The organism is Streptomyces sp. NPDC002845 (assembly GCF_053591955.1).
The window spans coordinates 26,656-50,983 of record NZ_JBSFUU010000067.1; the positions used below are offsets into that span (position 1 = coordinate 26,656).

General features: G+C 69.7%; 19 protein-coding genes and 1 pseudogene. 11 read left to right on the plus strand and 9 right to left on the minus strand.

The window, feature by feature from the left end; translation table 11 throughout:
• Positions 1-85 precede the first annotated feature (85 nt).
• Positions 86-664, minus strand: coding sequence for a biotin transporter BioY (locus tag ACWD3C_RS35530; RefSeq protein WP_451150510.1), 579 nt, complete (start codon positions 662-664; stop codon positions 86-88).
• 294 nt (positions 665-958) lie between these two features.
• Here ACWD3C_RS35530 and ACWD3C_RS35535 point away from each other — a divergent pair, with 294 nt between their 5' ends.
• The 3 genes and pseudogenes from ACWD3C_RS35535 to ACWD3C_RS35545 all read left to right on the plus strand — a co-directional run bounded on the left by ACWD3C_RS35535 (position 959) and on the right by ACWD3C_RS35545 (position 3,542).
• Positions 959-2,356 carry an amino acid permease gene (locus ACWD3C_RS35535; protein WP_451150512.1) on the plus strand — a complete coding sequence of 466 codons (1,398 nt, stop codon included), beginning with the start codon at positions 959-961 and terminating at the stop codon, positions 2,354-2,356.
• 629 nt (positions 2,357-2,985) lie between these two features.
• Positions 2,986-3,102, plus strand: a pseudogene (locus tag ACWD3C_RS35540) (superoxide dismutase); the annotation flags it as partial.
• 206 nt (positions 3,103-3,308) lie between these two features.
• Positions 3,309-3,542, plus strand: coding sequence for a hypothetical protein (locus tag ACWD3C_RS35545; RefSeq protein ID WP_451150514.1), 234 nt, complete (start codon positions 3,309-3,311; stop codon positions 3,540-3,542).
• A 53-nt stretch (positions 3,543-3,595) separates the two neighbouring features.
• Here ACWD3C_RS35545 and ACWD3C_RS35550 read toward each other — a convergent pair whose 3' ends face one another.
• The gene (locus tag ACWD3C_RS35550) at positions 3,596-4,246 is read right to left on the minus strand and encodes a mycothiol-dependent nitroreductase Rv2466c family protein (RefSeq protein WP_451150516.1); all 651 of its coding nucleotides are present in this window, start codon (positions 4,244-4,246) and stop codon (positions 3,596-3,598) included.
• Positions 4,247-4,444: 198 nt separating this feature from the next.
• Between ACWD3C_RS35550 and pepN the strand changes: the two genes are divergently transcribed.
• Both pepN and ACWD3C_RS35560 read left to right on the plus strand, forming a co-directional pair.
• On the plus strand, positions 4,445-7,018 hold the full coding sequence (pepN, locus tag ACWD3C_RS35555) for an aminopeptidase N (protein ID WP_451150518.1): 2,574 nt from the start codon (positions 4,445-4,447) through the stop codon (positions 7,016-7,018).
• A gap of 239 nt (positions 7,019-7,257) precedes the next feature.
• Positions 7,258-8,304 (plus strand): hypothetical protein, encoded by a 1,047-nt coding sequence (locus ACWD3C_RS35560; protein WP_451150520.1) that lies wholly within the window; start codon positions 7,258-7,260, stop codon positions 8,302-8,304.
• An 888-nt stretch (positions 8,305-9,192) separates the two neighbouring features.
• Here the strand turns inward: ACWD3C_RS35560 and ACWD3C_RS35565 are convergent.
• A complete protein-coding gene (locus ACWD3C_RS35565) occupies positions 9,193-9,624 on the minus strand; it encodes an ATP-binding protein (RefSeq protein ID WP_451150522.1) in 432 nt (143 codons plus the stop codon).
• Between the two features lie 203 nt (positions 9,625-9,827).
• Between ACWD3C_RS35565 and ACWD3C_RS35570 the strand changes: the two genes are divergently transcribed.
• Positions 9,828-10,709, plus strand: a complete 882-nt coding sequence (locus tag ACWD3C_RS35570) for a helix-turn-helix domain-containing protein (protein WP_451150524.1) — start codon at positions 9,828-9,830, stop codon at positions 10,707-10,709.
• Between the two features lie 3 nt (positions 10,710-10,712).
• Positions 10,713-10,919: a DUF397 domain-containing protein gene (locus ACWD3C_RS35575; protein ID WP_451150526.1), complete on the plus strand. Its 207-nt coding sequence runs from the start codon at positions 10,713-10,715 to the stop codon at positions 10,917-10,919.
• 93 nt (positions 10,920-11,012) lie between these two features.
• Here ACWD3C_RS35575 and ACWD3C_RS35580 read toward each other — a convergent pair whose 3' ends face one another.
• The 4 genes from ACWD3C_RS35580 to ACWD3C_RS35595 form a co-directional block, all read right to left on the minus strand.
• Positions 11,013-12,059: a 2-oxoglutarate and iron-dependent oxygenase domain-containing protein gene (locus ACWD3C_RS35580; protein ID WP_451150528.1), complete on the minus strand. Its 1,047-nt coding sequence runs from the start codon at positions 12,057-12,059 to the stop codon at positions 11,013-11,015.
• Positions 12,060-12,304: 245 nt separating this feature from the next.
• Positions 12,305-13,453: a serine hydrolase domain-containing protein gene (locus ACWD3C_RS35585; protein ID WP_451150530.1), complete on the minus strand. Its 1,149-nt coding sequence runs from the start codon at positions 13,451-13,453 to the stop codon at positions 12,305-12,307.
• Between the two features lie 134 nt (positions 13,454-13,587).
• A complete protein-coding gene (locus tag ACWD3C_RS35590) occupies positions 13,588-15,369 on the minus strand; it encodes a TIGR03767 family metallophosphoesterase (RefSeq protein WP_451150532.1) in 1,782 nt (593 codons plus the stop codon).
• 257 nt (positions 15,370-15,626) lie between these two features.
• Complete coding sequence (locus tag ACWD3C_RS35595; protein ID WP_451150534.1) at positions 15,627-16,073, minus strand: NUDIX hydrolase; 447 nt, start codon at positions 16,071-16,073, stop codon at positions 15,627-15,629.
• 365 nt (positions 16,074-16,438) lie between these two features.
• On the opposite strand from ACWD3C_RS35595, the gene ACWD3C_RS35600 reads away from it, so the two are divergent.
• The 4 genes from ACWD3C_RS35600 (at position 16,439) to ACWD3C_RS35615 (ending at position 22,195) form a co-directional block, all read left to right on the plus strand.
• A complete protein-coding gene (locus ACWD3C_RS35600; RefSeq protein ID WP_451150536.1) occupies positions 16,439-19,756 on the plus strand; it encodes a S8 family serine peptidase in 3,318 nt (1,105 codons plus the stop codon).
• A gap of 530 nt (positions 19,757-20,286) precedes the next feature.
• Entirely contained in the window at positions 20,287-21,267 is a 981-nt protein-coding gene (locus tag ACWD3C_RS35605; RefSeq protein WP_451150538.1) for a LuxR C-terminal-related transcriptional regulator, read from the plus strand.
• Positions 21,268-21,389: 122 nt separating this feature from the next.
• Positions 21,390-21,785 (plus strand): hypothetical protein, encoded by a 396-nt coding sequence (locus ACWD3C_RS35610; RefSeq protein WP_451150539.1) that lies wholly within the window; start codon positions 21,390-21,392, stop codon positions 21,783-21,785.
• 188 nt (positions 21,786-21,973) lie between these two features.
• Positions 21,974-22,195: a hypothetical protein gene (locus ACWD3C_RS35615; RefSeq protein WP_451150541.1), complete on the plus strand. Its 222-nt coding sequence runs from the start codon at positions 21,974-21,976 to the stop codon at positions 22,193-22,195.
• A gap of 407 nt (positions 22,196-22,602) precedes the next feature.
• Here ACWD3C_RS35615 and ACWD3C_RS35620 read toward each other — a convergent pair whose 3' ends face one another.
• Together ACWD3C_RS35620 and ACWD3C_RS35625 are read right to left on the minus strand one after the other, a co-directional pair.
• Complete coding sequence (locus ACWD3C_RS35620; protein ID WP_451150543.1) at positions 22,603-23,514, minus strand: hypothetical protein; 912 nt, start codon at positions 23,512-23,514, stop codon at positions 22,603-22,605.
• A gap of 1 nt (position 23,515) precedes the next feature.
• Positions 23,516-24,043: an RNA polymerase sigma factor gene (locus ACWD3C_RS35625; RefSeq protein WP_451150545.1), complete on the minus strand. Its 528-nt coding sequence runs from the start codon at positions 24,041-24,043 to the stop codon at positions 23,516-23,518.
• Positions 24,044-24,328: the final 285 nt, after the last annotated feature.

The window sequence follows — 24,328 nt, forward strand, 5'->3', positions numbered from 1 at the left end:
AGGCCGGAGAGAGAGCGGAGGGAGAGCGGAGGGAGATCGAAGGGAGAACGGAGGGAGATCGAATGAAGGCTCGGGAACCGCAGCCTCAGCGCTTGAGCAGCTTCCACGCGGTCGGCAGCGCGCCCATCGCCAGCGCGGCCTTGAGGGCGTCGCCGATCAGGAACGGAGTGAGGCCGGCCGCGATGGCGGCGGTCAGGGACAGGTCGGCGGCAAGGGCCAGGTAGGGCACGCCGATCGCGTAGATGATCACCTCGCCGACGAGCATCGTGCCCGCCATGCGCGGCACCGAGCGGTCGCCGCCGCGCCGGGCGAGGGCGCCGACGACGGTCGCGGCGAGGAGGAGGCCGATGATGTAGCCGAAGGACGGGGCGGCGTAGCCCGAGCTGCCGCCGGCGAACCACGGCACCCCGGCCATACCGGCGAGCGCGTACAGGGCGAGGGAGAGGAAGCCGCGTCCGGCGCCGAGGGCGGTGCCGACGAGCAGGGCCGCGAAGGTCTGCCCGGTCACCGGCACCGGGGAGCCCGGTACGGGCACGGCGAGCTGGGCGGCCAGGCCGGTGAGCGCGGCGCCGCCGGCCACGAGGGCGATGTCCCGCACGCGGGAGGCGGGAAGCAGGTCGGCGAGGACCTGGCCGGTGCGGGCGGGGACGGCAACGGTGCTCATGGGGACTCCGCGGGAGGGCAGCTGGGCGGTTCGGGACACGGTGACGCTATACCGGCGCCCATGAGCCGATCACCATCAGCGCTCGACAAAGGGTGGAGCGCGCGCTTGGTGTGCTCCATACAAAGGTCCCCGGATACACCTGGGGCGGCGTGACCCTTGTCACTTGGGGTGGGTCCGTTTTGCACACAAGGGTGAGGTGGACAGAGACTGTGGGATCTCGCCAAACCGCGAGCCTGCCCAATCTCAAGTACAGCCTGCCCAATCTCAAGTACAAGCAATGGACACCCCGCGCTCATGTCTCGGACCTCGCTCGACACCACCCCCGTCGAGGAACCCCCCGCCACCCCTGCCCTGTCCCACGGCCTCAAGCAGCGCCACCTGTCGATGATCGCCCTCGGCGGCGTGATCGGCGCGGGCCTGTTCGTCGGTTCCGGGGCGGGCATCGCCGCGGCCGGGCCGTCGATCGTCCTCGCGTACGCCGCCTCCGGTCTCCTCGTCATGCTGGTGATGCGGATGCTCGGCGAGATGTCGGCCGCGTATCCCTCGTCGGGCTCGTTCTCGGCGCACGCCGAGCGGGCGCTCGGGCCGTGGGCGGGCTTCACGGCGGGCTGGTCCTTCTGGGTGCTGCTCTGCACGGCCGTGGGCCTGGAGGGCATCGGCGCCGCGAAGATCGTGACCGGCTGGCTGCCGGGGACGCCGGAGTGGGCCTGGGTGGCCCTCTTCATGGTGGCGTTCCTCGCCACGAACCTGGCCGCGGTGAAGAACTTCGGTGAGTTCGAGTTCTGGTTCGCGGCACTGAAGGTGGGCGCGATCACCCTCTTCCTGGCGCTGGGCGTGCTGGCCATCGCCGGGGTACTGCCCAGCACCGACGCACCCGGCCTGACGAACCTCACCGGCGAGGGCGGCTTCCTCCCGAACGGCACCGAGGGCCTGGTCATCGGCCTGCTCGCGTCGATTTTCGCGTACGGCGGCCTGGAGACCGTGACCATCGCGGCGGCCGAGTCGGAGAACCCGGTACGGGGCGTGGCGAGCGCGGTACGTACGGCGATGTGGCGCATCGCGCTCTTCTACATCGGCTCCATGGCGGTCATCGTCACCCTCGTCCCGTGGGACTCGAAGGCCGTCGTCGAGAAGGGCCCGTACGTCGCCGCCCTGGAGCACCTGGGCATCCCCGGCGCCGGACAGCTGATGAACGTGGTCGTCCTGGTCGCCCTGCTCTCCGCGATGAACGCCAACATCTACGGCTCCTCGCGCATCGCGTACTCGCTGGTGGAGCGGGGCCAGGGCCCGAAGGCCGTCGGGCGCGTGTCGGGCGGGGTGCCGAGGATCGCGGTCCTGGCGTCCTGCGTCTTCGGTTTCGTGTGCGTGGCGCTCAGCTACTGGCGCCCCGATGACGTCTTCCCCTGGCTGCTCAACGTGATCGGCGCGGTGATCCTCGTCGTCTGGATCTTCATCGCCGTCTCGCAGCTGCTCCTCCGTCGTCGGCTGGAGCGCGAGGCCCCCGAGAAGCTCGTCGTGCGCATGTGGGCGTTCCCCGTGCTGACGTGGGTGGCGCTGGCGGGGATGGTCGCGGTGTTCGTGCTGATGGCCCGGGAGCCGGACACGCGGGTGCAGTTGTACTCGACGGGCGGGATGACAGTGGTCCTGGCAGCGGTCGGGTACGCGTGGCAGCGGGCGCGCGCACGCCACTGACGTCGCCGGTCACAGGGCCCTCGCACGGAGGACGGACGGTTTCGTGCGAGGGCCCTTTTGCGTGTCCGAGCACGCGTACCTCATCCTCTTGCTGCTAGCCTGCACTTGCAAGCTCTTTGCAATAAGAGGTCGGAGGGGACCCTTCATGCCCGTCTACACACTCCCTGAACTGCCGTACGACTACTCCGCGCCAACTCACCCTTCAGAGTGACCACACCCCGTTCCGACCCACGCCATGCACCAGGCCCGTAGCGTTCGACACGGAGGGTCAATGACCCGCCCGGCGGCCGGGAGGGTCGTCGCCGGACGGACCTGAGCGCCGTCAGACTCCCCGGAGCGATCCAGGGGAGAGCCTCCGGCCGATGGCGGGAGAGAACTCCAACTCCAGTACCGGAACCAACTACTGGATGACCGGAAACGGTGGCGACGAGCCGGAGCGCCGAGCGACTTCGGCTCCTTCGTCCTGCGACCGCGCACTCCACGATCAGTCGGGACTCGGGTGAGGCCTCCTCGGCGGGCGAACCACTTGGCTTGCGCCCCGCCGTCCAGGATGTCCGCTCCTCCAACACATGTCGGTCGACGGCAGCCCTGAATCACGCGTTCGACGTCCTGAGCACGCCCCACTCGGCGAAAACCAGAAGGTCGACTTCATCGAGGCCATGTGGCAGGTCGTCAACTGGCAGGACGTGGCCCGGCGTTACGCGGCCGCCAGGTCCCGCACGGATGTGTTGCTGCTGGCCCCCTGAGGGACGAACAAGGCGTCCTGCTCGTGATCGTCTTCTCACCGTTCACCGGGCAGGCGGTTGAAAGGAAGACCCCCGCGAGGACGTGACTCGCGGGGGTCTTCCGGCATGAGGGACAGCAGTCGCGCGGGGGTGGTGTTGGAGCGTTCCGGCATGCGCGTGGCGCGTGGTGCCTTCCGGTGCGGCGGACTCCGGGTGAAAGTGACGGGATGCCGACGCCCAAGCTGCTGTCCTGCCAGACCTGCCGGACCACCGAGGTCCACACCCCGCTGACCCCGACGCAGAAGGTCTGGCTGCGCGGAGAGACCGGGGAGAAGTACGTCGAGCAGTACTTCATGTGCGCCAAGGACCGCCCCGACGGCACCCCTTGCCGCAACCTCCGCACCTACCTGACCGAGAAGCGGTTCAGGAGGCCGTTGCGGATGCCGGACGAGGTCGACTGAGGCGGCGGCGAGCGGGCCGGTGCGGCATCCCGGCCGCCCCACCCGCACACGCCCTACAGGTTGCTGAAGTCCGGCCCCAGCGTCCTCGTCCTCTTGATCTCGTAGAAGCCCGGAACAGAAGCCACCAGCAAGGTCCCGTCCCAGAGCTTCGCCGCCTCCTCGCCCTTGGGGGCGGGGGTGACGACGGGGCCGAAGAAGGCGATCTGGTTGCCGTCGGCGCCGGGGACGGCGATGACGGGGGTGCCGACGTCCTGGCCGACCTTGTCGATGCCCTCCTTGTGGGAGGCGCGCAGCTGGGGCTCGTAGGGGGTGCCGTCCCAGTGGTCCATGAGGGAGTCGGGGAGGCCGACCTCCTTGACGGCGGCGGCGACGACCTCCTTCTCGATGCCCTCGCCCTGGTTGTGGACGCGCGTGCCGATCGCGGTGTAGAGGTCGCCGAGCACCTCGGCCCCGTGCTCCTCCTGGGCGGCGATGACGACCCGGACCGGCCCCCACGCCTTGGTCTCAAGCAGCTCTCGGTACTCCTCGGGGAGCTCGTCGATCTTGTCCTCGTTGAGGACCGCGAGGCTCATCAGGTGCCAGCGCACCTCGATGTCGCGGACCTTCTCCACCTCCAGGACCCACCGGGAGGTCATCCAGGCCCAGGGGCACAGCGGGTCGAACCAGAAGTCGACGGGGGTCTTGGCGGAGGTCTGCTCGGACATGCTTCTCCTTGGATCTTGAATATTGAACCTTGAAATACAGCCTTTCCGGCGGCAACAACAGCACCGACCCACTCCATTCCCGACTCCCGTGCGTCAGGGGTGCATGGCAGGATCGGCCCTGTTCACGCCCGTACAGGACACCCCGTACAGGGCGTCCACACGCAAAACCCCCATACGACACCAGAGGGAGCGCCGCCCGTGCCCGGTGAGAATCTGTCCCGAGACGAGGCCCAGGAGCGGGCCGCACTGCTGTCCGTCGACGGGTACGAGGTCTCCCTCGACCTGCGCTCCGCCGTCGGCGACTCCGGCGGCGAGCCGCGCACCTTCCGCTCGGTGACCACGATCCGCTTCCGCTGCGCCGACCCGGGCGCCACGAGCTTCGCCGACCTGGTCGCGCCGGGCGTCACCGCGGTCAGCCTCAACGGCAAGGACCTCGACCCCAGCGAGGTCTTCGACGGGTCGCGCGTCCTGCTGGAGGACCTCGCCGCCGACAACGAACTGATCGTCGACGCCCGGTGCGCCTACTCCCGCACCGGCGAGGGCATGCACCGCTTCGTCGACCCCGAGGACGGCGAGGTCTACCTCTACACGCAGTACGAGCCGGCCGACTCCCGCCGCGTCTTCGCGGGCTTCGAGCAGCCGGACCTCAAGGCCCCCTTCCGCTTCGAGGTCCGGGCTCCGGAGGGGTGGGTCGTGTGGAGCAACGGGGCCGGTGAACTCACCGACGGGGTCTGGCGGTTCGCGGAAACGAAGCCGATCTCGACGTACATCACAGCGGTGGCGGCGGGCCCGTACCACTACGTCACGGACACGTACGAGCGGGTCTTCGAGGACGGTACGAAGCTGGAGATCCCCCTCGGCGCCATGTGCCGCAAGGGTCTCGCGCCGTACTTCGACGCCGACGACGTCTTCCTCGTCACCAAGCAGGGCCTGGACTTCTTCCACGACCACTTCGACTACCCGTACCCGTTCGGGAAGTACGACCAGGCGTTCGTGCCCGAGTACAACCTCGGCGCGATGGAGAACCCGGGGCTCGTCACGTTCCGCGAGGAGTTCATCTTCCGGGGCAAGGTGACGCAGGCGTCGTACGAACGGCGGGCGAACGTCATCCTGCACGAGATGGCGCACATGTGGTTCGGCGACCTGGTGACCATGGTGTGGTGGGACGACCTGTGGCTCAAGGAGTCCTTCGCCGACTTCATGGGCTCCTTCTCCCTCGTCGGGGCGACCCGTTTCACCAACGGCTGGATCACCTTCGCCAACAACCGCAAGGCATGGGCGTACCGCGCCGACCAGCTGCCCTCCACGCACCCCGTCACGGCCGACATCCGCGACCTGGAGGACGCCAAGCTCAACTTCGACGGGATCACGTACGCCAAGGGGGCGTCCGTGCTCAAGCAGTTGGTGGCGTACGTCGGTCAGGACGCCTTCCTGGAGGGCGCGCGCCGCTACTTCAAGCGCAACGCGTACGGCAATACGCGCCTCGGCGACCTGCTGTCGGCGCTGGAGGAGACCTCGGGGCGCGACCTTGCGGCCTGGTCGCGGGCCTGGCTGCAGACCGCCGGGGTCAACTCCCTCACCCCGCAGGTGCTGTTGAGCCCGGAGGGCCGCGTCGACGAGCTGGCCGTCCTCCAGGTGGCTCCCGAGTCCCACCCCGAACTGCGGCCGCACCGCGTGGCGATCGGGCTGTACCGGCGTGCGGACGGGGGCGCGCTGGAGCGTTACGCGGGCGCCGAGGTGGACATCGACGGCCCGCGGACGATCGTCGCCGAGCTGGCCGGTGCCGAGGCCCCCGAGCTGGTGCTCGTCAACGACGAGGACCTGACGTACTGCAAGATCCGTTTCGACGAGGGCTCGCTGGCGACGCTGCGCGAACACCTGGGGGACATCTCGGACCCCCTCGCGCGGGCGCTGTGCTGGTCGGCCCTGTGGAACCTGACCCGGGACGCACTGCTGCCGGCCCGCGACTTCGTCGACCTGGTGCTGCGCTTCGCCGGGCGCGAGTCCGACATCGGGGTCCTGCAGATGCTGCACGCGTGGGTGAACTCGGCGCTCACGTACTACGCGGCGCCCAAGTGGCGGCCGACGGGCGAACGGCTCCTCGCGGAGGGCGCGTTGAAGGAGTTCCGCCTCGCCGAGCCCGGCAGCCAGCACCAGCTGACCTGGGCGCGCTTCTTCGCGGCGGTGGCGACCAGCGAGTCCGATCTCCTGCTGCTGCAGGGCCTGTTGGAGGGTACGGCGCGGATCGAGGGACTGGAGGTGGACCAGGAACTGCGCTGGGCGCTCCTGGAGCCGCTGACCGCGCACGGGGTGGCCGACGAGTCCGTCCTGGCCGCCGAGCTGGACCGCGACGACACGGCATCCGGCAAGCGCCACCAGGTCCGCTGCCTGGCCGCCCGCCCCTCCGCCGCGGTCAAGGCCCAGGCCTGGGCCCGGGTCGTGGAGTCCGACACCCTCTCCAACGCCCTCGTCGAGGCCACCATCTCGGGCTTCACCCAGTCGTCCCAGCGGGAGCTGACGGCGCCGTACGCCACCAAGTACTTCGAGGCGATCGAGCGGGTGTGGGCCGAGCGGTCCATCCAGATCGCGATGGATGTGGTGCGGGGACTGTTCCCCTCCCTCCAGGACTCACCGGAGACCCTGGCCGCGACGGACACCTGGCTCTCGGCCCACGAGTCGGCTCCGCCGGCGCTGCGGAGGCTGGTACTGGAGGCGCGGGACGACCTGGCGCGGGCGCTCAGGGGGCAGGAGTGTGACGCGGCGGCGGGGTGAGCCGGAGGAGAAGGGCGCCGGCGCCCTTCTCCTCTTCGCTCCTCTTCGACGGCTCCACCGGTACCGTCATCGGCCGTTACGAAATACCGGTATTCAGAGCCGTAACCCTCCCCCACCCCCATCCGGACCAGCCACTATCGGCACTCGAACACCCGTACTTTAGGGCGGGATTGTCCGGATTTGCCGACGGGCGTGTAACAGCGGTTAAAGAGCGGATCGGACGCGGGAATTGGCGGGTCATGAACCACAACTCCCCGCTCTCCCCCCACCCCCTCCGCCGCGTCTCCGACGCCCACCGCCGCGTGCTGACGGCGGCGCAGCTGCGCGCACACGGCGTGGCCCCCGCCGAGACGAACGAGCAGTGCCGCCCCGGTGGCCCCTGGCAGCAGATCCTGCCCGGCGTGTACCTGCTCCACCCGGGCCCGCCCACCTCCGAGGAACGCCTCCACGCGGTGCTGTCGTACGCGGCCCGGCTCCGCGAGCCGAGCGGCGGGGTGCCGGTGCAGCCGGACGCCGACGCGCCGGACGCCCCGTGCCGCTACTCGGACGCGGTGATCACGGGCCTGGCCGCCCTGACCCTGCACGGCTTCTCGTCGACTCCCCCGATCCCCTCCCTGGACACGATCGACGTCCTGGTCCCGCGCCTGCGCCGCCTGCGCTCGACGGGCTGCGCCCGCATCGTCCGTACGACGTCCCTCCCGGCACCGACGCACATCACCGGCCTGCCCGTCGCCCCGGTCCCGAGGGCCCTGGCGGACGCCGTGGCCGAGCTGACCGACGCCGGCTCTGTACGCCGTCTGCTGACGGAGGCGGTACGCGGCGGCCACACCGAACCGGCGGCGGTCGTACGGGAGTTGACGCAGGCCCGCCTCCTGAGCCGCCCGCATGTCGTGGACGCCGTGGACTCCCTGATCGCGGAGGGCCGGGCGATCGCCGAGGACCACCTGTACCGCATGGTCAGCGAGTACGGCCTCCCCGACCCGGTGTGGAACGTGGACCTCCGCATCCCCGGCGGCCCGCACCTCGGAGGCCTCGACGCCTACTGGCCCGAGCAGGCGGTGGCCCTGGAGCTGGACACCCGCGCCCCGCGCCAGGACGACGACGCCCTCTGGTCCGAGTACGCCCGCAAGCGCGAGCACCTGGAGCGGCTCGGCATCACGGTCGTCCACATCACCCCGAAGAAGCTCCGCGAGTCCCTGGAACAGCAGGCAACGGTCGTCCGTACGGCGCTGATGGCTGCGGCCGACCGCGAGCCGGCCGCGTATGTCGTGGTGCTGCCCCGGTAGTGACGGACCGGGAATAGGCATCAGGAGGGGAGAGGAGGGGCCGCCGGGCCTTGCACCGGGCGGCCCCTCCTCGTGCGGTCGGCCAGCCTGAGCACCCGATCCTGCACGGACCTGTACGGACGGACAGGCCGGCTGCCCGACCGTCAACGGTGACGTGACCGTCGGGTCCGCCCGCTTCAGTGAGACGACCGAGCGGGGCAAGGCCAGGCAATTGGCACCTTTGGCTCACTGCCAGGCCTCCTGACCAGGGCCCCTCCCCGCCACAGGTGATCCAAACCTTCCAATTGATGACCCTGACCGCCCCGACCGCCCCGACCGCCCCGACAGGCCTCGGGTCACACCCCTCACCCCGCCACCCACTCACCGCAAGCCGCCGAACCGGCCCGGCACACTCGCCGAACCGGCTACGCCCCACCCCACCGGCCGCACGCCGCCAAACCCACCCGGCGTGCAGGCGAAGTGCGATCGCGTCCCCGCCCCCCACTCCCCCGCAGGCGCTGAGCCGACCCGACGCACGCCGAACGCCTGCCGCGCCCTCACCGACGACTCCCCCGCAGCCGCTGAGCCCACCCGGCGTGCAGGCGAGACGCAACCGCGTCCGTCAACCCCGGCCCGCGACGCAGCCCACCCGCCCCGCAAGCCAACCTGGGCCCCCGCTCCTCCCCCGGCCGCCCGCTCGCTTCCAACCCGTGCTGGAGCGGTCCGGGTCAAGGGTGGCCCGGAGGGCCATCGGCGCAGCCGACGCGGAACGCAGCGCAGCGGAGTGCAGCGGAGTGCAGCGGAGTGCAGCGGAGTGCAGCGGAGTGCAGCGGAGTGCAGCGGAGTGCAGCGCCCTTGAGGCGGACCGCGGAAGCACGACACTGGCCAAGAAGCGGGCGGACCCGACGGTCACGTCATGGCTGACGGTTGGGCAGGAGACTCAGGTCGCGTGAGGCGGGCGCGGACCGTCTTGCCGACGTCCGCGCGCAGGAACCAGTCGAGCTCGGCGGCGATCCCGGAGACGACGAGGAGACCCCGGCCGTCCTCAGCACCAGGCTCGGCGGCGACCTCCGGGAACACCCGCAACGGGTCGGACACGTCGATGAGCAGCCCGCCGTCCTCCAACTCGGCCAGCCGCAGCCAGAGTTCGTGTCCGGTCACCTTGGCGTGCCGTACGGCGTTGGCGACCAGCTCGGAGGTGACCAGTACGGCGTCGTCGATGTCTCCGGTCCACATCCACATGGTGAGCCGGCGGCGGACGTGGAGGCGGGCGAGGCGGACGCTGCGGAGGGTCATGGGGTAGCCCATGGACCAGTCGTGGGTGAGGAGGGCGGGGGGCATTGGGGGGTCCCTTCAGTTGGGTGATGTCCAACTAGGGTGTTCAGCCTGCTGGAGGCCCACAATCGAACATGCCCTGAATATTCAGTCTCGGCAAAAGTGGACTATGCCCGAATCTGCACAATTGGCTGCACGCAGAGAACACGGGGTGCCACACTCGGCGCAGAACGACCAGCAACACGTACTGCGGCACAAAGGTGGTGCACATGGCAGCGAAGCGCGGGCGCACGGCACAGCGACTCGAACTCGGCTTGCAACTACGTCAGTTGCGCGAGAACTGCGACGCGGGTGACCGGGGAGTCGGGCTCACCCGCAAGCAGGCGGTCCAGGGACTGCGTATCTCGGAGGCATCTCTGCAGCGGATCGAGACGGGGTCCCTGAACTTCCGTTACGTGGGTGACCTCCGGAGACTGCTGGCCAAGTACGGCATCACCGACGAGGACGTCATCGAGTCGCTGATCAACCTCAACCGGGAGTCCAACCAGCAGGATTGGCTGACCCAGTACCGAGGGCTCATGCCTGCGGGGATGCCCGGCTTCGTCGGGCTGGAGCCGGAAGCCCAGTCCATGAAGGCGTACCACCCGACGCTGGTGTACGGCCTGCTTCAGACCAAGCGCTACGCGCGAGCCGTGCACGAGGTGCAGAAGCCGATCGAGGAGTACACGACGGAGTTCATCCGAAGTAACGTGGAGCTGCGGATGAAGCGCCAGGAGATTCTCACCCGGGACAGCCCCGTCAAGCTGCACGTCATCCTGGGGGAGGCAGCCCTGCGGTATCCGATCGGGGGCACCGATGTCATGCGCGAGCAGTTCGCGCGGATCGAGGAGTTGTCGGGGTGGGACCACGTCACCGTCCAGGTGCTGCCGTTCCGCCCGAGCTACCGCTCCATCAACGACTTCGCGATCCTCGACTTCGGCAACGAGCTGCCGCCCCGTGTCCAGGCAGACAGCGGCTGGGGATCGGTCTCCACCTCGGACAAGCCCCGTGAGGTCGACCGGTTCACCCGCCGGTTCGACGCCATGACAGCATCGGCACTGCCTCCCGAGGACACCCCCGACTTCCTGCACCGACTAGAACGAGAGCTGTAGACCATGCACCCGCGCCTCACCGCTCCTGAACTCGCCCCTGAGCACGCCTGGTTCAAGTCGTCCTACAGCGACGCGGGCCAGAACTGCGTAGAGGTCACCCGCGCGGCCCCGGGAGGGATCGGCATCCGCGACTCCAAGACCCCCACCGGCCCCGCCCTCCTCGTACCCCCCACGGCGTGGTCGGCCTTCCTCACCCACGTACGAGACTGAGCCCGCCCAGCGTCGTGAACGACGCCGTTGGCGAGGGAATGTGACACTCTCCGCCCAAGTGTCACATTCCCTCAGCAGACGAGCTCCGCTCGGTCAGGACGCGGAAACGGCTTCCTCCCGGAGCTTGGCCAGTACGGACAGCCTGTCCTCGGCGTGGATCCTCTGTGTCGTGGTCCGGTCCGGGTAACAGCGGGTGAACATCGAGGTGAAGTGGCTGCCGTAGTGGAGGGATTCACTGTCGTCCGTGCTGCCGAGCGGACGGGCCACGGCCTGGAAGCTTGGCTCGTGGAAGTACGCGAAGGCGTACCGTTCCCTGTCGGCGAGCTTCACCTTGTGCGGTGTGGAGAGCAGTTCCCCGTCGGTGATGAGCTGGAAGATGTCGCCGGGGAACACGGTGAAGGTGTGCGGTACCGGCTCGACGTAGATCCACCTGTCGTCGTCCTCGTACACGCCCCCGGCGCTCTCTTCGGGCAGCCAGTTGCGGTTGCGGCGCTCGCCTTCGACGGGGGGCCGGATGTGCAGGGCCTGTCCGACCTCGTCCTGGGTGGCGATGACCAGCAGGCCGTAGTCGGTGTGGGCGCCGATGCCGCGGTCGCTGTCGGCCGACGCGGCAGGAAAGCGCAGTACCCGCATGTGGTGCCATCCGTCGTCGGTCAGACGGGTTAACGCGTCGATGTCCTGGCCGAGTCCGAGCGCGGTGAGCTGGAGGATCCGGTGTCCGACGTGGCCGGACTGCTCCATGTAGGCGTTGATGGCGTGCCGGTACTGCTGGTCGGGCCAGGGTACGGGGCCGTGGCAGGGCCAGTTTTCGCTGACCCGGGCGTCCTCAAGGGGGACATCCTTGGTGACGGTGAAGATCTCTGATCCGTCCTGGATGCCGTCGGTCACCTCTTCACCGGAGGCGACGTAGCCGCTGTAGGTGAGGTCGCTGATGTGCTTGGCCTTGTCAGCGAGAGGCTTGGAGAAGAATCTCTTGCTCGCCGCGTAGGCATTGGCGACCACGGTTTCCTGTGCGGGCTCGATGGCGACCTGATAAATGCCGTCCCGCTGCCAGGCTTCGATCATCTGCCGTCCGAGCTGGATGTCTTGAGGCGTTCCGGTGACGGCCTGTGGGATACGGAATGTTTCGAGGGTGGTCAACTGAACTCCGTTGCGGTCGTGCGAGGTCGCCCGACGATCTGGGGCGATGCCGGTCGCGTGGTCAGGTCGGTGAGGACGTAGACGTTCCGCTTCGTCCCGCGCCCCAGGTAAGCAACATCGCGAAGCAACCACCAGGGTCAAATGTCCCGGCAACAGAGGGCACAAGAAGGGAGAGGGGCCACCCGGCCTGCGGGCCACCCGACCCGCAGGCGCCTCCCCCTCCCCTCCTCTACCTCCTGGCTCTGCTATGTGCAGAACTCCGCTTCCACCACTGCCTCCGTGTCCCCCGACCAGTCCCCGTTGAAGTTGAACGACAGCGAGTGGCGGCCGTCGGGTGTCGTGACGGACTCCGAGATGGAGCCGTGGATGCCGCCGCCGTGGCCCCAGACCGTGGTCCCGCAGCTCAGCTTGCGCTCGATGAGGCCGAGGCCGTAACCCGCGCCCGGGAATGCGTCGACCTTGATGGTGGTCTTCATCTCGGAGAGCTGCTTCTCCGGCAAGAGCTTGCCCTTCAGCAGGGCCGTGTAGAAGCGGTTCAGGTCGGCCGGGTTGGAGATCATGTCGCCGGCCGCGTAGGCGAGGGACGGGTTCAGCTCCGTCACGTCGTACGTCGGGCCCGTGGTCGATTCCGCCAGCTTGCCGTAGGCGCGGCTGCTGGGCCGGGGGAGCTTCGGGTGGGTGCCGGGGACCGACGTGGCGTGGAGGCGCAGGGGGTCGATGATGCGGTGGCGGACCTCGTCGCCGTAGGCGTTGCCCGTCGCCTTCTCGATCACCATGCCCGCCAGGACGTAGTTCGTGTTCGAGTAGTTCCAGTCGGTGCCCGGGGTGAAGTCCGGCTCGTGGGCCATGGCGATCTTCACCAACTGCTCGGGCGTCAGCGTGTCGTAGCGGTGTTTGAAGAAGCCGTCCTTCAGGAAGTACGTGCGGCCGAACGTCTCGTCGCTCGTGTAGTCGAAGATTCCGCTGGTGTGGTTGAGGAGTTGACGGAGGGTGACCTTGCGGCCGTCGTGGCCGTTGCCGCGGACGACGCCCGGGAGCCACTTCTCCACCTTGTCGTCGAGCGAGAGCCGCCCCTCGGCCTCCAGCTGGAGCAGGACCGTCGCCACGAACGTCTTCGTGATGCTGCCGACGCGGTAGCGGTCGTGGGCGCTGCGCGGCTTGCCCGTCTTGAGGTTGCCCACGCCGGACGTGGCCTTCCAGATGCCGTGGGTGTCCTTCGCCTGGGCGGCGACGCCGGGGACGCCGTCCTTCACGGCGGCGTCCATGGCCTCCCGGGTCGCGCTGTGGTCGGACCCGGCTGCTCCTGGCTGTGCTGCCACCGCCGGAGCGGCCATGGCCGTTGCCGCCGCCAGAGCGATCGCCGCCACCAGGCCCGTACGCATGCGAACTGACATGTTTCCCCCTTCATGCGAAATCATGCGACTTCATGAACCTTCATGCACCTTCGTCCAGGGTGCGATCGGTTCGAAGGGAGGGACCTTGTGGGACTACGCCAGGGTTGCTCTTCTCTACGGCAGTTGAGCCCTTTTCAGCCCTTTCGGAGTACCAGCTCCGTGTTGCGGTCCCCCGCTTCGCCCGCCAGGGTGTCGCGGCGGCCGGGGGCGTTGAAGGAGACCTCGCGGTACAGGGCCGCCAGGCCCGTCTGGGACAGATCAGCGAAGTCCGTCGTGTGTGGGGCCGCCGACTCGATCAGGGTCGTGAAGAGGGAGATCGTGCCGTCCTTGTTGTCCACCAGCTCGATGACACGGGCGAGTTGGGGGAAGTCGATGTGCGAGGCCGTCGAGATCTCCCAGAAGGAGCCGCCGCTCGCGGAGGAGTGCGGGGTGATGCGGTTGCGGTGGCTGTGGCCGTTGACCCAGGCGAGAACGTTGCGGTGGCGGGCGAGGAGGGCGAGGACCTCGTCACCGCCGTGGCGGGACTCCTCCGGGCGGGACGGGTCGGGGTTCAGGTTGCGCATGGTGCGGCTGGTGTGGTGGCTGAAGACGATGGCGTACGAGGCCTTGTTCGCACTCAGCGTCCGGTCCAGCCACTTCAACTGCGCCGTGCCCAGCGAACCCTCGTAGTGCCCGCCCGGGTCCGTGGAGTCGAGGCTGATGCCGATCACGTCGTCGGCGATGCGGAAGGTGTAGTACTGGGTGCCCTCCTCCACGTTCGCCGCCGAGTAGCCGTGGCCCACCGGGCCGGGTCCCGTGTGCGCCGGGTCGAGGTGGGCCTTGAGGTACTCCAGAGGGGTGAAGGGGGCGCGGGCCTCGTCCGGGGTCACCGAACGCATCGCGCGGGCCTGGGACTTGAGCAGCGCCTTCCAGTCGGCGCCCTTGGGGTCGCCGCCCTCCCTGACGTTGTCCCAGATCGCCTTGCCGAGCTGTTGGTCCAGGGTCATCAGCTTGCGGCCGCCCACGGCGAACTCGGCGAAGTAGGAGTCGCCGGGGGCGTAGCAGCCGCCGGGGAGGGAGTCGTGGTTGCCGACCGTGCAGTACCAGGGGACGTTGAGGCCGGGGCTGTTCACCTCACGGATCGCGGCGGTCAGGTAGCCGTCGATGTGCGGGAAGCCAAGCTGCTTGTCGGCGTCGCGCAGGGTCTCCTCCGGCTGCCAGTACAACGGCAGGCCGCTGTTCTGGACGCCCTCGTAGGCGTGCGGGTCACCGGAGTTGGGGGTGATCCGGCCGCCGCTCATCACCTTCAGGAACCAGTCCAGCTCCGTCTTGGAGTTGTTGTCGGTGTTGTCGCCGGTCGTCATCACGAAGTGGAGCGGGGAGCCGGTGACGGGGGCTCCCCGCAGCGCGTTGACCCGTTCGACGAGCGAGACCGCGCCGGCCACCGACAGCGCCTCCTGCGGGCGCCAGGAGCTGGCGGTCTGGGCGCGCAAGTACTCGTACCGCAAGGGATGCTGGACGTCCACCACGTGCAGGTCGGTGAACTGCACGAAGGAGGCCAGCGCCGTACGGCGGTTCTCGCGGCCGGACTTGGGGTCCGCCAGGTCGCCGCGGACGACCCGGTTCCAGACGGGGCCGTCGCCGAGGCGCCGGTAGCCGCCGGTGCCACGGGGCGCCGCGACCGAGGCGAGCGTCGTGCCTCGGGTGTACGGGGTGAGCGGCGCGGCCGGGGCCTCGCGGGAGGTCAGGGAGACGGCGGACTCGTCCGAGGGCGCGGCGTGGGCGTCCGCGTCCGGGCGCAGGGCGAAGCCGACGCCCACCGAGAGGCCCACGGCGCCGGTGGCGGCGAGGAAGGCCCGGCGGTCCGGAGCGGTGACGGCGGCGGCAGCGGTTGCGGCGGTGGCGGCGGCGGCGGCGACAGAGCGTGTGCGCGACATGGCGCGATCTCCCCGAGTGCGAACGCATCAGCAGTGGTCGCGGGGGTCTGGCATACGGACACCCCGCTCGTACTGGATCGTTGGCAGCGGGGGTGACCTGGACGTTAACGCGGCGGCAACGGGCAGCGCCGATCACCGTACGTGGATCTTGGACCACCCTGCGCGTTCGCGAAGCCTTTCCGGATGGAAGGAGGGCGGTCACTCCCCGTTCATCCGACGGGGTATGGCACCCAACTCCTCCTGCTCCGTATCCACACCTACTCCGCGATATGCCCGGAGGACGGCCGCTCCCGCCACAGCGCCAGCCCCACGTCCACGAGCGGCACCCGGTCGAGCGACGGCACGGTGTCCAGCGGGTGCCAGGCCGCCATGTCCGTCGAGCCGTCCGTCTCGTGGCGCAGTTCGCCGCCGTTGATCCGGATCTCGTAGACGATCCGTACGCCGTGGAAGTCGGCGGTGCCGAGGCGGCGCGCGTAGTGGCGCTTGATGGAGTCGATGCCGAGGAGGGTCAGCGGCTCGACCTCGTATCCGGTCTCCTCGTCCACCTCGCGGACGACCGTGTCGTACGGATCCTCCCCGTGGTCCATGCCGCCGCCGGGCAGGGTCCACCGCTTGCTGCCGTCCCTGGCGACCCAGCGGGCCAGCAACAGGTGCTCGTCCCGTACGCAGACGCCGTACGCCGCCACCCTCAACTCCTCGCGCATGCGGAGACGTTACACAGACCTCCGACCTGCACACGGGGTGAATCGGTGATCAATGGGGCCGAAGCGGGAATCAGTTGGCCGACGTTGGGCAATATGCTCTGATATGGCACGCATTCAGGATCTGCCGTCGCCGCGTCGTCGTCGCCATGCCATCGCCACGCCATCGTCATGCCATCGCCACGTCGTCTTCACGATCCGTCGCCGCCATGTCGTCCCCCTGCCGCCGCCATCTCGTATGGCGGGATTTCCCTATGGTTGCCCTCTCGTCCCGGTCAACCCTCCCCAAACATCAGTCCCTTTGATAGAGCTAGCGATCAGCCGCGTTCTCACAGCGGACTCTTACTAACTACATACAAGGGATGTCGATGACCTCCACCCCCCAGCACACCCCGATCTCGGGTGCGAGACGCGTGGCCCGAGTTGCCGTGGCCGCGGGCCTTGTGGCCGCGCTCTGCGCGGCAGGGCCGATACCGGTGGCCTTCGCCGCGGACGGCTCGGCCCCCGCGACCCCGGCCGACGGCGGCGTCAAGTCCGCCCACGACAAGCTCGGTTCGGACGACGCCGGCCTGCTCGCCGAGGCCAAGGCCGACGGTGACAAGACCGTCACGATGATGATCGCCACCGCGCCGGGGCAGACCGAGAAGGTCGCCGAGCAGTTGGACACGGTCAACGGCGGACTGGTCGGCATGACCGACGACAAGCTCGGCTACGTCCGGGCCACCGTCCCGACCTCCCGGGCGGACAAGGCCCTCACGGCGGCGCAGAAGCTGTCCTCCGTCCATGCGATCGACCTCAAGCAGGAGATCAAGCTCGACGACCCGGTGCCGGACGGCACGGACGCCAAGGGCTCGGCGGGCACGGGAGCGGGCGGGGGCGCGGGATACGCGGCGCCCAACAGGAAGACGCCCGCCGCGAACCCGTACAACCCGTCCTTCGAGACCGGCGCGGTCTCCTTCGTGGAGGACCACCCGAAGTACGACGGCCGCGGCGTGACCATCGGCATCCTGGATTCCGGGATCGACCTCGCGCACCCCGCGCTGCAGAAGACCACCACCGGTGAGCGCAAGATCGTCGACTGGGTGACGGCCACCGACCCGGTGTCCGACCGGGACGGCACCTGGCTGCGGATGAGCGACGCGGCGACCGGCCCGGTGTTCACCGCCGCCGGCGAGACCTGGACGGCGCCCGCGGGCGAGTTCAAGTTCCGTACGTTCGCGGAGTCGGCGACCACCGGCGGCGACATGGCCGGTGACCTGAACCGGGACGGCGACACGACCGACGTGTGGGGCGTGCTGTACGACGCGGCCACCGGCACGGCCCGGGTCGACCTGAACGACAACAACGACTTCACCGACGACGAGGCGATGAAGCCGTACAAGGACGGCTTCCAGGTCGGCTACTTCGGCACCGACGACCCGGACACGGCGATCGCCGAGCGCATCCCCTTCGTGATCGAGGTCCGCGAGGACGTCACCTACAACGGGGCCGGTGACAAGGCGGACTACGTCAGCATCGGTGTCATCGAGGGCAGCCACGGCACGCACGTCGCCGGTATCACCGCCGCCAACAGCCTCTTCGGCGGCCGTATGAACGGCGCGGCGCCCGGCGCCAAGCTGGTCTCCTCGCGTGCCTGCACCTGGAGCGGCGGCTGCACCAACATCGCGCTCACCGAGGGCATGATCGACCTCGTCACCAAGCGCGGCGTCGACATCGTCAACATGTCGATCGGCGGTCTGCCCCCGCTGAACGACGGCAACAACGCCCGTGCCCAGCTCTACACGCGGCTCATCGACGAGTACGGCGTCCAGCTGGTGATCTCCGCGGGCAACGACGGCCCCGGCACCAACACCATCGGCGACCCCGGTCTCGCCGACAAGGTCCTCTCCGTCGGCGCCTCCGTCTCCAGGGAGACCTGGGCCGCCAACTACGGCTCGGTCGTGAAGAAGAAGTACGACCTGTTCCCCTTCTCCTCGCGCGGCCCGCGTGAGGACGGCGGCTTCGCCCCGACCATCACCGCTCCGGGCGCGGCCATCAACACCACCCAGACCTGGGCCCCCGGCGGCCCTGTCGCCGAAGCGGGTTACGACCTGCCGCCCGGCTACAGCATGCTCAACGGCACCTCGATGTCCTCCCCGCAGGCCGCGGGCGCGAGCGCGCTGCTGCTGTCCGCCGCCAAGCAGCGGAACATCGAGCTCTCCCCGCTCACCCTGCGCACCGCGCTGACCAGCACCGCGCGCAAGATCAAGGGCGTTCAGGCGCATGAGCAGGGCGCCGGTCTGATGCGTATCGTGCAGGCCTGGGACGCCATCAAGGACGGCGCCACCGCCCACGACTACACGGTGAAGGCCCCGGTCGACACCGCGATCGACCAGTTCCTGGCGACTCCGGGCTTCGGCACCGGCCTCTACGACCGCGAGGGCGGTCTCAAGGTCAAGCAGAAGAAGACGTACGAGGTGACCATCACCCGTACCTCCGGCCCCGACCGCCCGATCGAGCACGAGCTCGACTGGAAGTACAACGACCGCACCTTCCGCCTCCTCGGCGACGACGAGATCGACCTGCCGCTGAACAAGCCGGTCACCGTCAAGGTCCAGGCCAGGGCGAAGACCGCGGGCGTGCACAGCGCGATCCTGGAGCTCGACGACGAGGACACCGAGGGCGTGGACCGGCAGATCCTCGCCACGGTCGTCGTCTCGCACGAGCTGGCGAAGCCGTCGTACGCCTTCTCCGCCGACTCCTCCGTGCAGCGCAACAGCAGCAAGTCGTACTTCGTGACGGTGCCGGAGGGTGCGAAGACCCTGGAGGTCGCGCTCGGCGGGCTGAAGGAGCTGAGCCAGACGCGGTTCATCTCCGTCCACCCGTACGGCATCAATGTCGAGGACAACTCGACGATCTACTGCTACCCGCACTACTCGCGGCCCGACCTCCCCAACACCTGCCGTCCCGACCTGCGGACCTACACCGATCCGCTGCCGGGCGTCTGGGAGATCGAGGTCGAGTCGCGGCGCACCTCGCCCGACCTCCACAACCCCTACACCCTGGACGTGTCGGTCCTCGGCACCTCCTTCGACCCGGCGGTGACCACCGTCCCCGAGGCGACGATCGGCACCCCGGTCGCCGCCGAGTGGACCGTGACCAACGACTTCGCCGCGCTTGAGGGCAAGCTGGAGGGCGGCTCGCTGGGTTCGACCGTGCTGGACACGCCGGCCATCGGCCACCACGAGATCCAGACCAGGACCGTCGAGGTTCCGGCGGGCGTGGAGCGGCTGGACGTCTCCATCGGCGGGGTCTCCGACCCGGGTGCCGACCTCGACCTGTTCGTGGTCAAGGACGGCGTGACGGTCGGTCAGTCCGCGGACGGCGACTCGGAGGAGTCGGTCAGCCTGACCAAGCCCGCCGCCGGTACGTACACCGTCCGCATCGAGGGCTACGACGTCCCGGCCGGCTCGACGACGTACGACTACCAGGACGTCTACTTCGCCCCCGGCCTTGGCTCGGTGAACGTCGGCTCCGACACGACGGTCAGCCTCGCGAGCGGTGCCTCCGCGAAGGTCTCCGCCGAGGTCCTGGTCCAGGCGGCCGCTCCGGAGGGGCGGCAGTTCTTCGGCGAGGTCCGGCTGATCAACGCGCGCGGGACCGCGGCTGGGCTGGGGACGGTCGTGATCGAGAAGGTCACTGACTGACGGTGGTCGCCGGTTGACGGTCGTCGTTGCCCGACGGTCTTCGTTGCCTGACGGCCGTCACCGGCTGACCGTGATCCAGTGAAATGCCGTGCCGGTCCGGGTCCGTTGAGGCCCGGGCCGGCACGGCGGCGGACAAGGAGCGGGGACACCCCCGTGGCACCCGCCCCTTGTCCCGGCTGTCGGGCAAGGGACAGGTCCACCCCCGTGGGACCCGTCCCTTGCCGCGTTTCTCCCCCGCCAGGCGTTCCCTTCGGCTGCGCCAACCCACGTTCAGAGGTGGGCGGTTGAAGAGAACCGGAGGAAGCGGAACCCCCTGTTCGCTTCCCGGCGTCTTAGACATTAGGCCGCTGCGCGGCCCCCGAGCAGCCCTGTCGCCTGGCACCCGGTGGCCATGACCGGGTGTTGCCAGCGGGGCGCCCTGCGAGGGCCGCGTATTTCATCACGGGGCTCGAACGGATGATCGGGTACCGTCGGCCCACGTGACCTGACCTGATCCGACCTGACCGGTCACCGACCTCGCAGGGGGACCCATGCTGGAGACCATCGGTATCGACAAACCGACCCACGAGGTCTACCGGGCCCTGCTGCTGAACCCTTCCTGGACCCTGGAGGACATCGCCCGGGAGACCGGTCTCGTCACCGCCGAGGTCCGCGCGGCGCTCGACCGGCTCACCCAGCTGTCCCTGCTGCATGAGGCCGCCGACCACCAGTTCGTTCCCGTCAGCCCCGAAGTCGTCCTCTCTCCGCTGCTGTCGCGGAGGGAGGCCGAACTCGACGAGCAGCGGGCCCGCCTGTCCCGGGAACGCGCCGCGCTGGCCGCCCTCGCCTCCGAGTACGCCTCCCACTCCGCGCACCGCGCCGACAGCGGGGTGGAGCGGCTGGAAGGCGTCGACGCGGTCCGGGTCCGGCTGATGGAACTCGCTCACCGGGCCGGCGTCGAGGTGCGCACCTTCGTGCCCGGCGGGGCGCTCAGCGCGGCGGCGCTCGAAGCGGGGCGGCCGCTCGACGAGCAGAACCTCGCGCGCGGGGTCCGGATGCGGACCGTATACCTGGACAGCGTCCGCAACGACACCGCGACCGTCGAGTACGCCACGTGGCTCGCCTCCGTCGGCGGCGAGACGCGCACGGTCCCCACGCTGCCCATGCGCATGATCCTGTGCGACCACACGGCGGCCGTGATCCCCATCGACGCCGAGGACAGCCGGCAGGGGGCCCTGCTGATCCGCTACCCCAGCATGGTGCGGGCGCTGGAGGAGCTCTTCGACGTGGTGTGGGAGAGGGCGGTACCCCTCGGTACGGCACCGCAGGACGTCCCCGAGGACGCGCCCAGCGACCGTGAGGCGGCCCTGCTCAAGATGCTGGCGGCGGGCCTGACCGACGAGGGCATCGCCCGCAAGATGGGCGTCTCCCTGCGTACGGTCCGCCGCAACACGGCGGATCTGCAGAAACGTCTCGGTGTGCAGAGCCGGTTCCAGGCGGGAGCGGAGGCGGTGCGGCGGGGGTGGTTGTGACGGGGTGGCTGTGACGGGAGTGACTGGGGGGAGGTGAGGCGGGTGGCCGCTCCCTGCCATGACCGGGGGATGACACACGTCGGGCGGAGGGCCGGACCGGTCCCTTGCCTAGGGTCGGGCGGGTGTACGCAGTCAAGGTCGTCCTCCAGCCTTCGCCCGACGCCGTCTTCACCGACGGCCCCGGACCTCCACCGCTGCTCAACGCGCGGGAGGTGCCCCCAGCGGCCATGCCCAGTGACCGGCGGCTCGACGAGATCGCCCGGTACACCCGGATCGCCCCGCAGCCGGGCATCGCCCACGTCACTCTGGCCCGGTGGGGCGCACATCTGGTAGGCATGACCTTCGTCGAGGCCCCGAACCTGGACGAGGCCCTGCTGCGGGCCCAGTACGGCTGGGACCGGTGGCTGAGCCTGCCTGGCCTGCTGCCGGACTGGGTGCTCGGCGACTGCCGGGCCGACCCCTATCTGAGCGCCGGCGGGTATCTGAGCCTCCACGGGAGCGTCCGGCCGCCGTGCTAGAGCCACTCGGGCCGCTCCCGGGTCACCGGAGCCCAGGGCTGGCATGAGAGTGCCATGTCCGCCAGAGGCCACCGGGGATGTGCTGACAGGGGCCTGAACGACCCGCATGATCGTCATCGGCGCACGCTCCACGATCGGTAGACCAGTAGACCAGTTGCGCCAGGAACGAAGGATTGCAGAGGCACAGGATGAGACACATCACCGGGCGAGCCGTCAGGACCGCCATCGGCACCGTGGCAGCCCTCGCGACACTGGCACTGCCGCTGGTCCTCGGCACCGCCCACACCGCGCCCTCGGACGGCACGTCCTCCGTACGGGCCATTGAGCTGGATTCTCTCGACCCCACGTATCCCAACCCGGAGAAGCCCGGCGACGACACCGGCAGCTGGGTCTGGGACACGTGGGACTAGGAGGGTGCTGAAGATCTTGGCCGGATCAGCGAGCGGCGGCTGGTGCGTGCAGCTGCAAGGCGCCGGGATGCCCTCGTAGCGGAGCTACCAGGGCATTTCGGCAACGCGGCTGGGGGTCCCCCCACGCCCTTAAGGCAGTGGGGGAGCGCGTGCCAGGCGTCGGGAGCCCGGCCAAGATCTTCAGCGCCCTCCTAGGCCACCCGTAGGCGCGCCCGTACAGTTCGGACGGCGTACAGAGGCGCAGAGAGCACGGGGGGACAAGGAGATACGGGGGACACAGGGGACACGGGGAAGATGGGCGGGCGTCCGCGCGGGGCGCCCGCCCCTTTCGTGTGCCCGGGTGAGCTCTCGCCCCGCGCGGAGTGCCTTACTCACTCACGTGTCTGAACTCACTCGCATGTCCGGACTCACTCACATGTCTGATCGCTCGCCATCGGGAGCGCATCGAGGATCCCGGCTCGGTCATACTCGATCTGCTGCTCGTCGTTGGCCCACATGTCGGGCGTGGCCATGTCGGGAGGGAAGCCGAGCAGGGCGTGGTCGCCCTCGTGGAGGCGTGGGTCGGTGCTCCGGTCCATGACGAAGACGATCTCGTCCTCGCCCTTGTCCGGCTTGTAGTAGCGCTCCACATCGAGGGTGATCCGGTTCTGCTCCGTGTTGGGCACCGGTTCGACCTCCGCGACGGTGCCCTCGACGATGAGCCGGGCACAGGCGACGTACCCCGTCATGGAGCTCTTCGACGCGTCCTCGCGGTCTCCCTGCCGGCCGGAGGCTTCGTCCTGGGCGGCGCCGCTGTCGGCGGACATCGAGCCGCCTCCGCTCTGCGCCACGAGCCAGCCCATGCCGATGATCAACGTGGCCACGACGGCGGCGGCGAGCGTGCCGAAGCCGACGGCCGCGATTCCGGGGCCACGGCGTCGCTTGCGCTTGGGGGCACGGAGACGGATGGGCTCGGTGGACTCGGTGGACTCGGTGGACTCGGTGAGCTTCGGGGCGGGGGTTGGATCCGGGGCCTCGGCTTGAACAGGGTCCTCTGCCGCGGCGACGGTCTCCGCCGGGGTCGGCCCGTTCGCCAGTGTGTCCCCGAGCAGGGTCAACTGCTCGCGCAGCAGCGCCACGTCGGCGACCGCCGCGCGGTGCTCCGCCGCGAATCCGGCGTCGTCCAGGGCGCCCTCGGGCAGCGGTTCGTCCGTGATCGCGGCCATGAGCGCGTCGATGCCACCGCCGTGCCCGGCGCTGTCGTACCGGTCGGGCACGGCACCGTCGTACTGGGCGCCGTCGTACTCGCCGCCGCGCCGGCTGTTGTCCTGGGCGGCCACGTCACACCACCTCGTCCTCGTGCAGGCGGGCGCGCAGGGCGCGGACCGCCGAGTGGAGCCTGCTCTTGACCGTGCCCTCGGGTATGCCGAGTTCCTCGGCGATCCCGCGCACCGGCAGGTCGGCGTAGAAACGCAGCACGAGGACCTGGCGCTGGGCGTCGGGCAGTTCGTCCAGGCCACGGGTGACGGCCAGCGAGAGCACGCTGGAGTCCTCGCCGGAGGGGTGCTCCAACTGGCGCAGCGAGGCGAGCCGTTCGCCGAGCCGCTCCTGCCGGCGCTTGGCCCGGTGCCAGTCCATCGCCAGGTTGGAGGCGACGACCGCCGCCCACGCGGACACGTCCCGCGGCGCCTCGCGTCCGCTCGCCGCCCGCTCCAGGAGCCGCAGCCGGACCTGCTGCACCCCGTCCGGCAGGTCCGACTGCGGTACCCCGCCGAGCGCGAGCACCGCCCGCACCCGTCTCTCCTGGGCCGCGTCCAGCGGGTCGTCCACCCCCTCGTCCCGCCGGGCCTTTCTGCGCAGCACAGACACCCCTCCCCTCGCCGCGTTTCCTCTATGACGCCGGGGGCGGCCAAAACGTTCGGCTCGCGTCCGGCCTGTTCGGTTCGGCCCGTCTCCGCGCACCCGGCAGAAGACATACGTCAGAGGCGTACGTCACACCGCCGCGTGCGACCCGGGGCAGCGGGCAGGCACGGAACAGCACAGCTTGCGGCACGGGGCACCCGTGGGATGAATTCCTGCAGCTCAGCAGGGGTGGGCGCCGGACAACCGCGAGCGGTGCCGATGCCGAGGCGTCCCATTCCCCGGGCGGCCGTG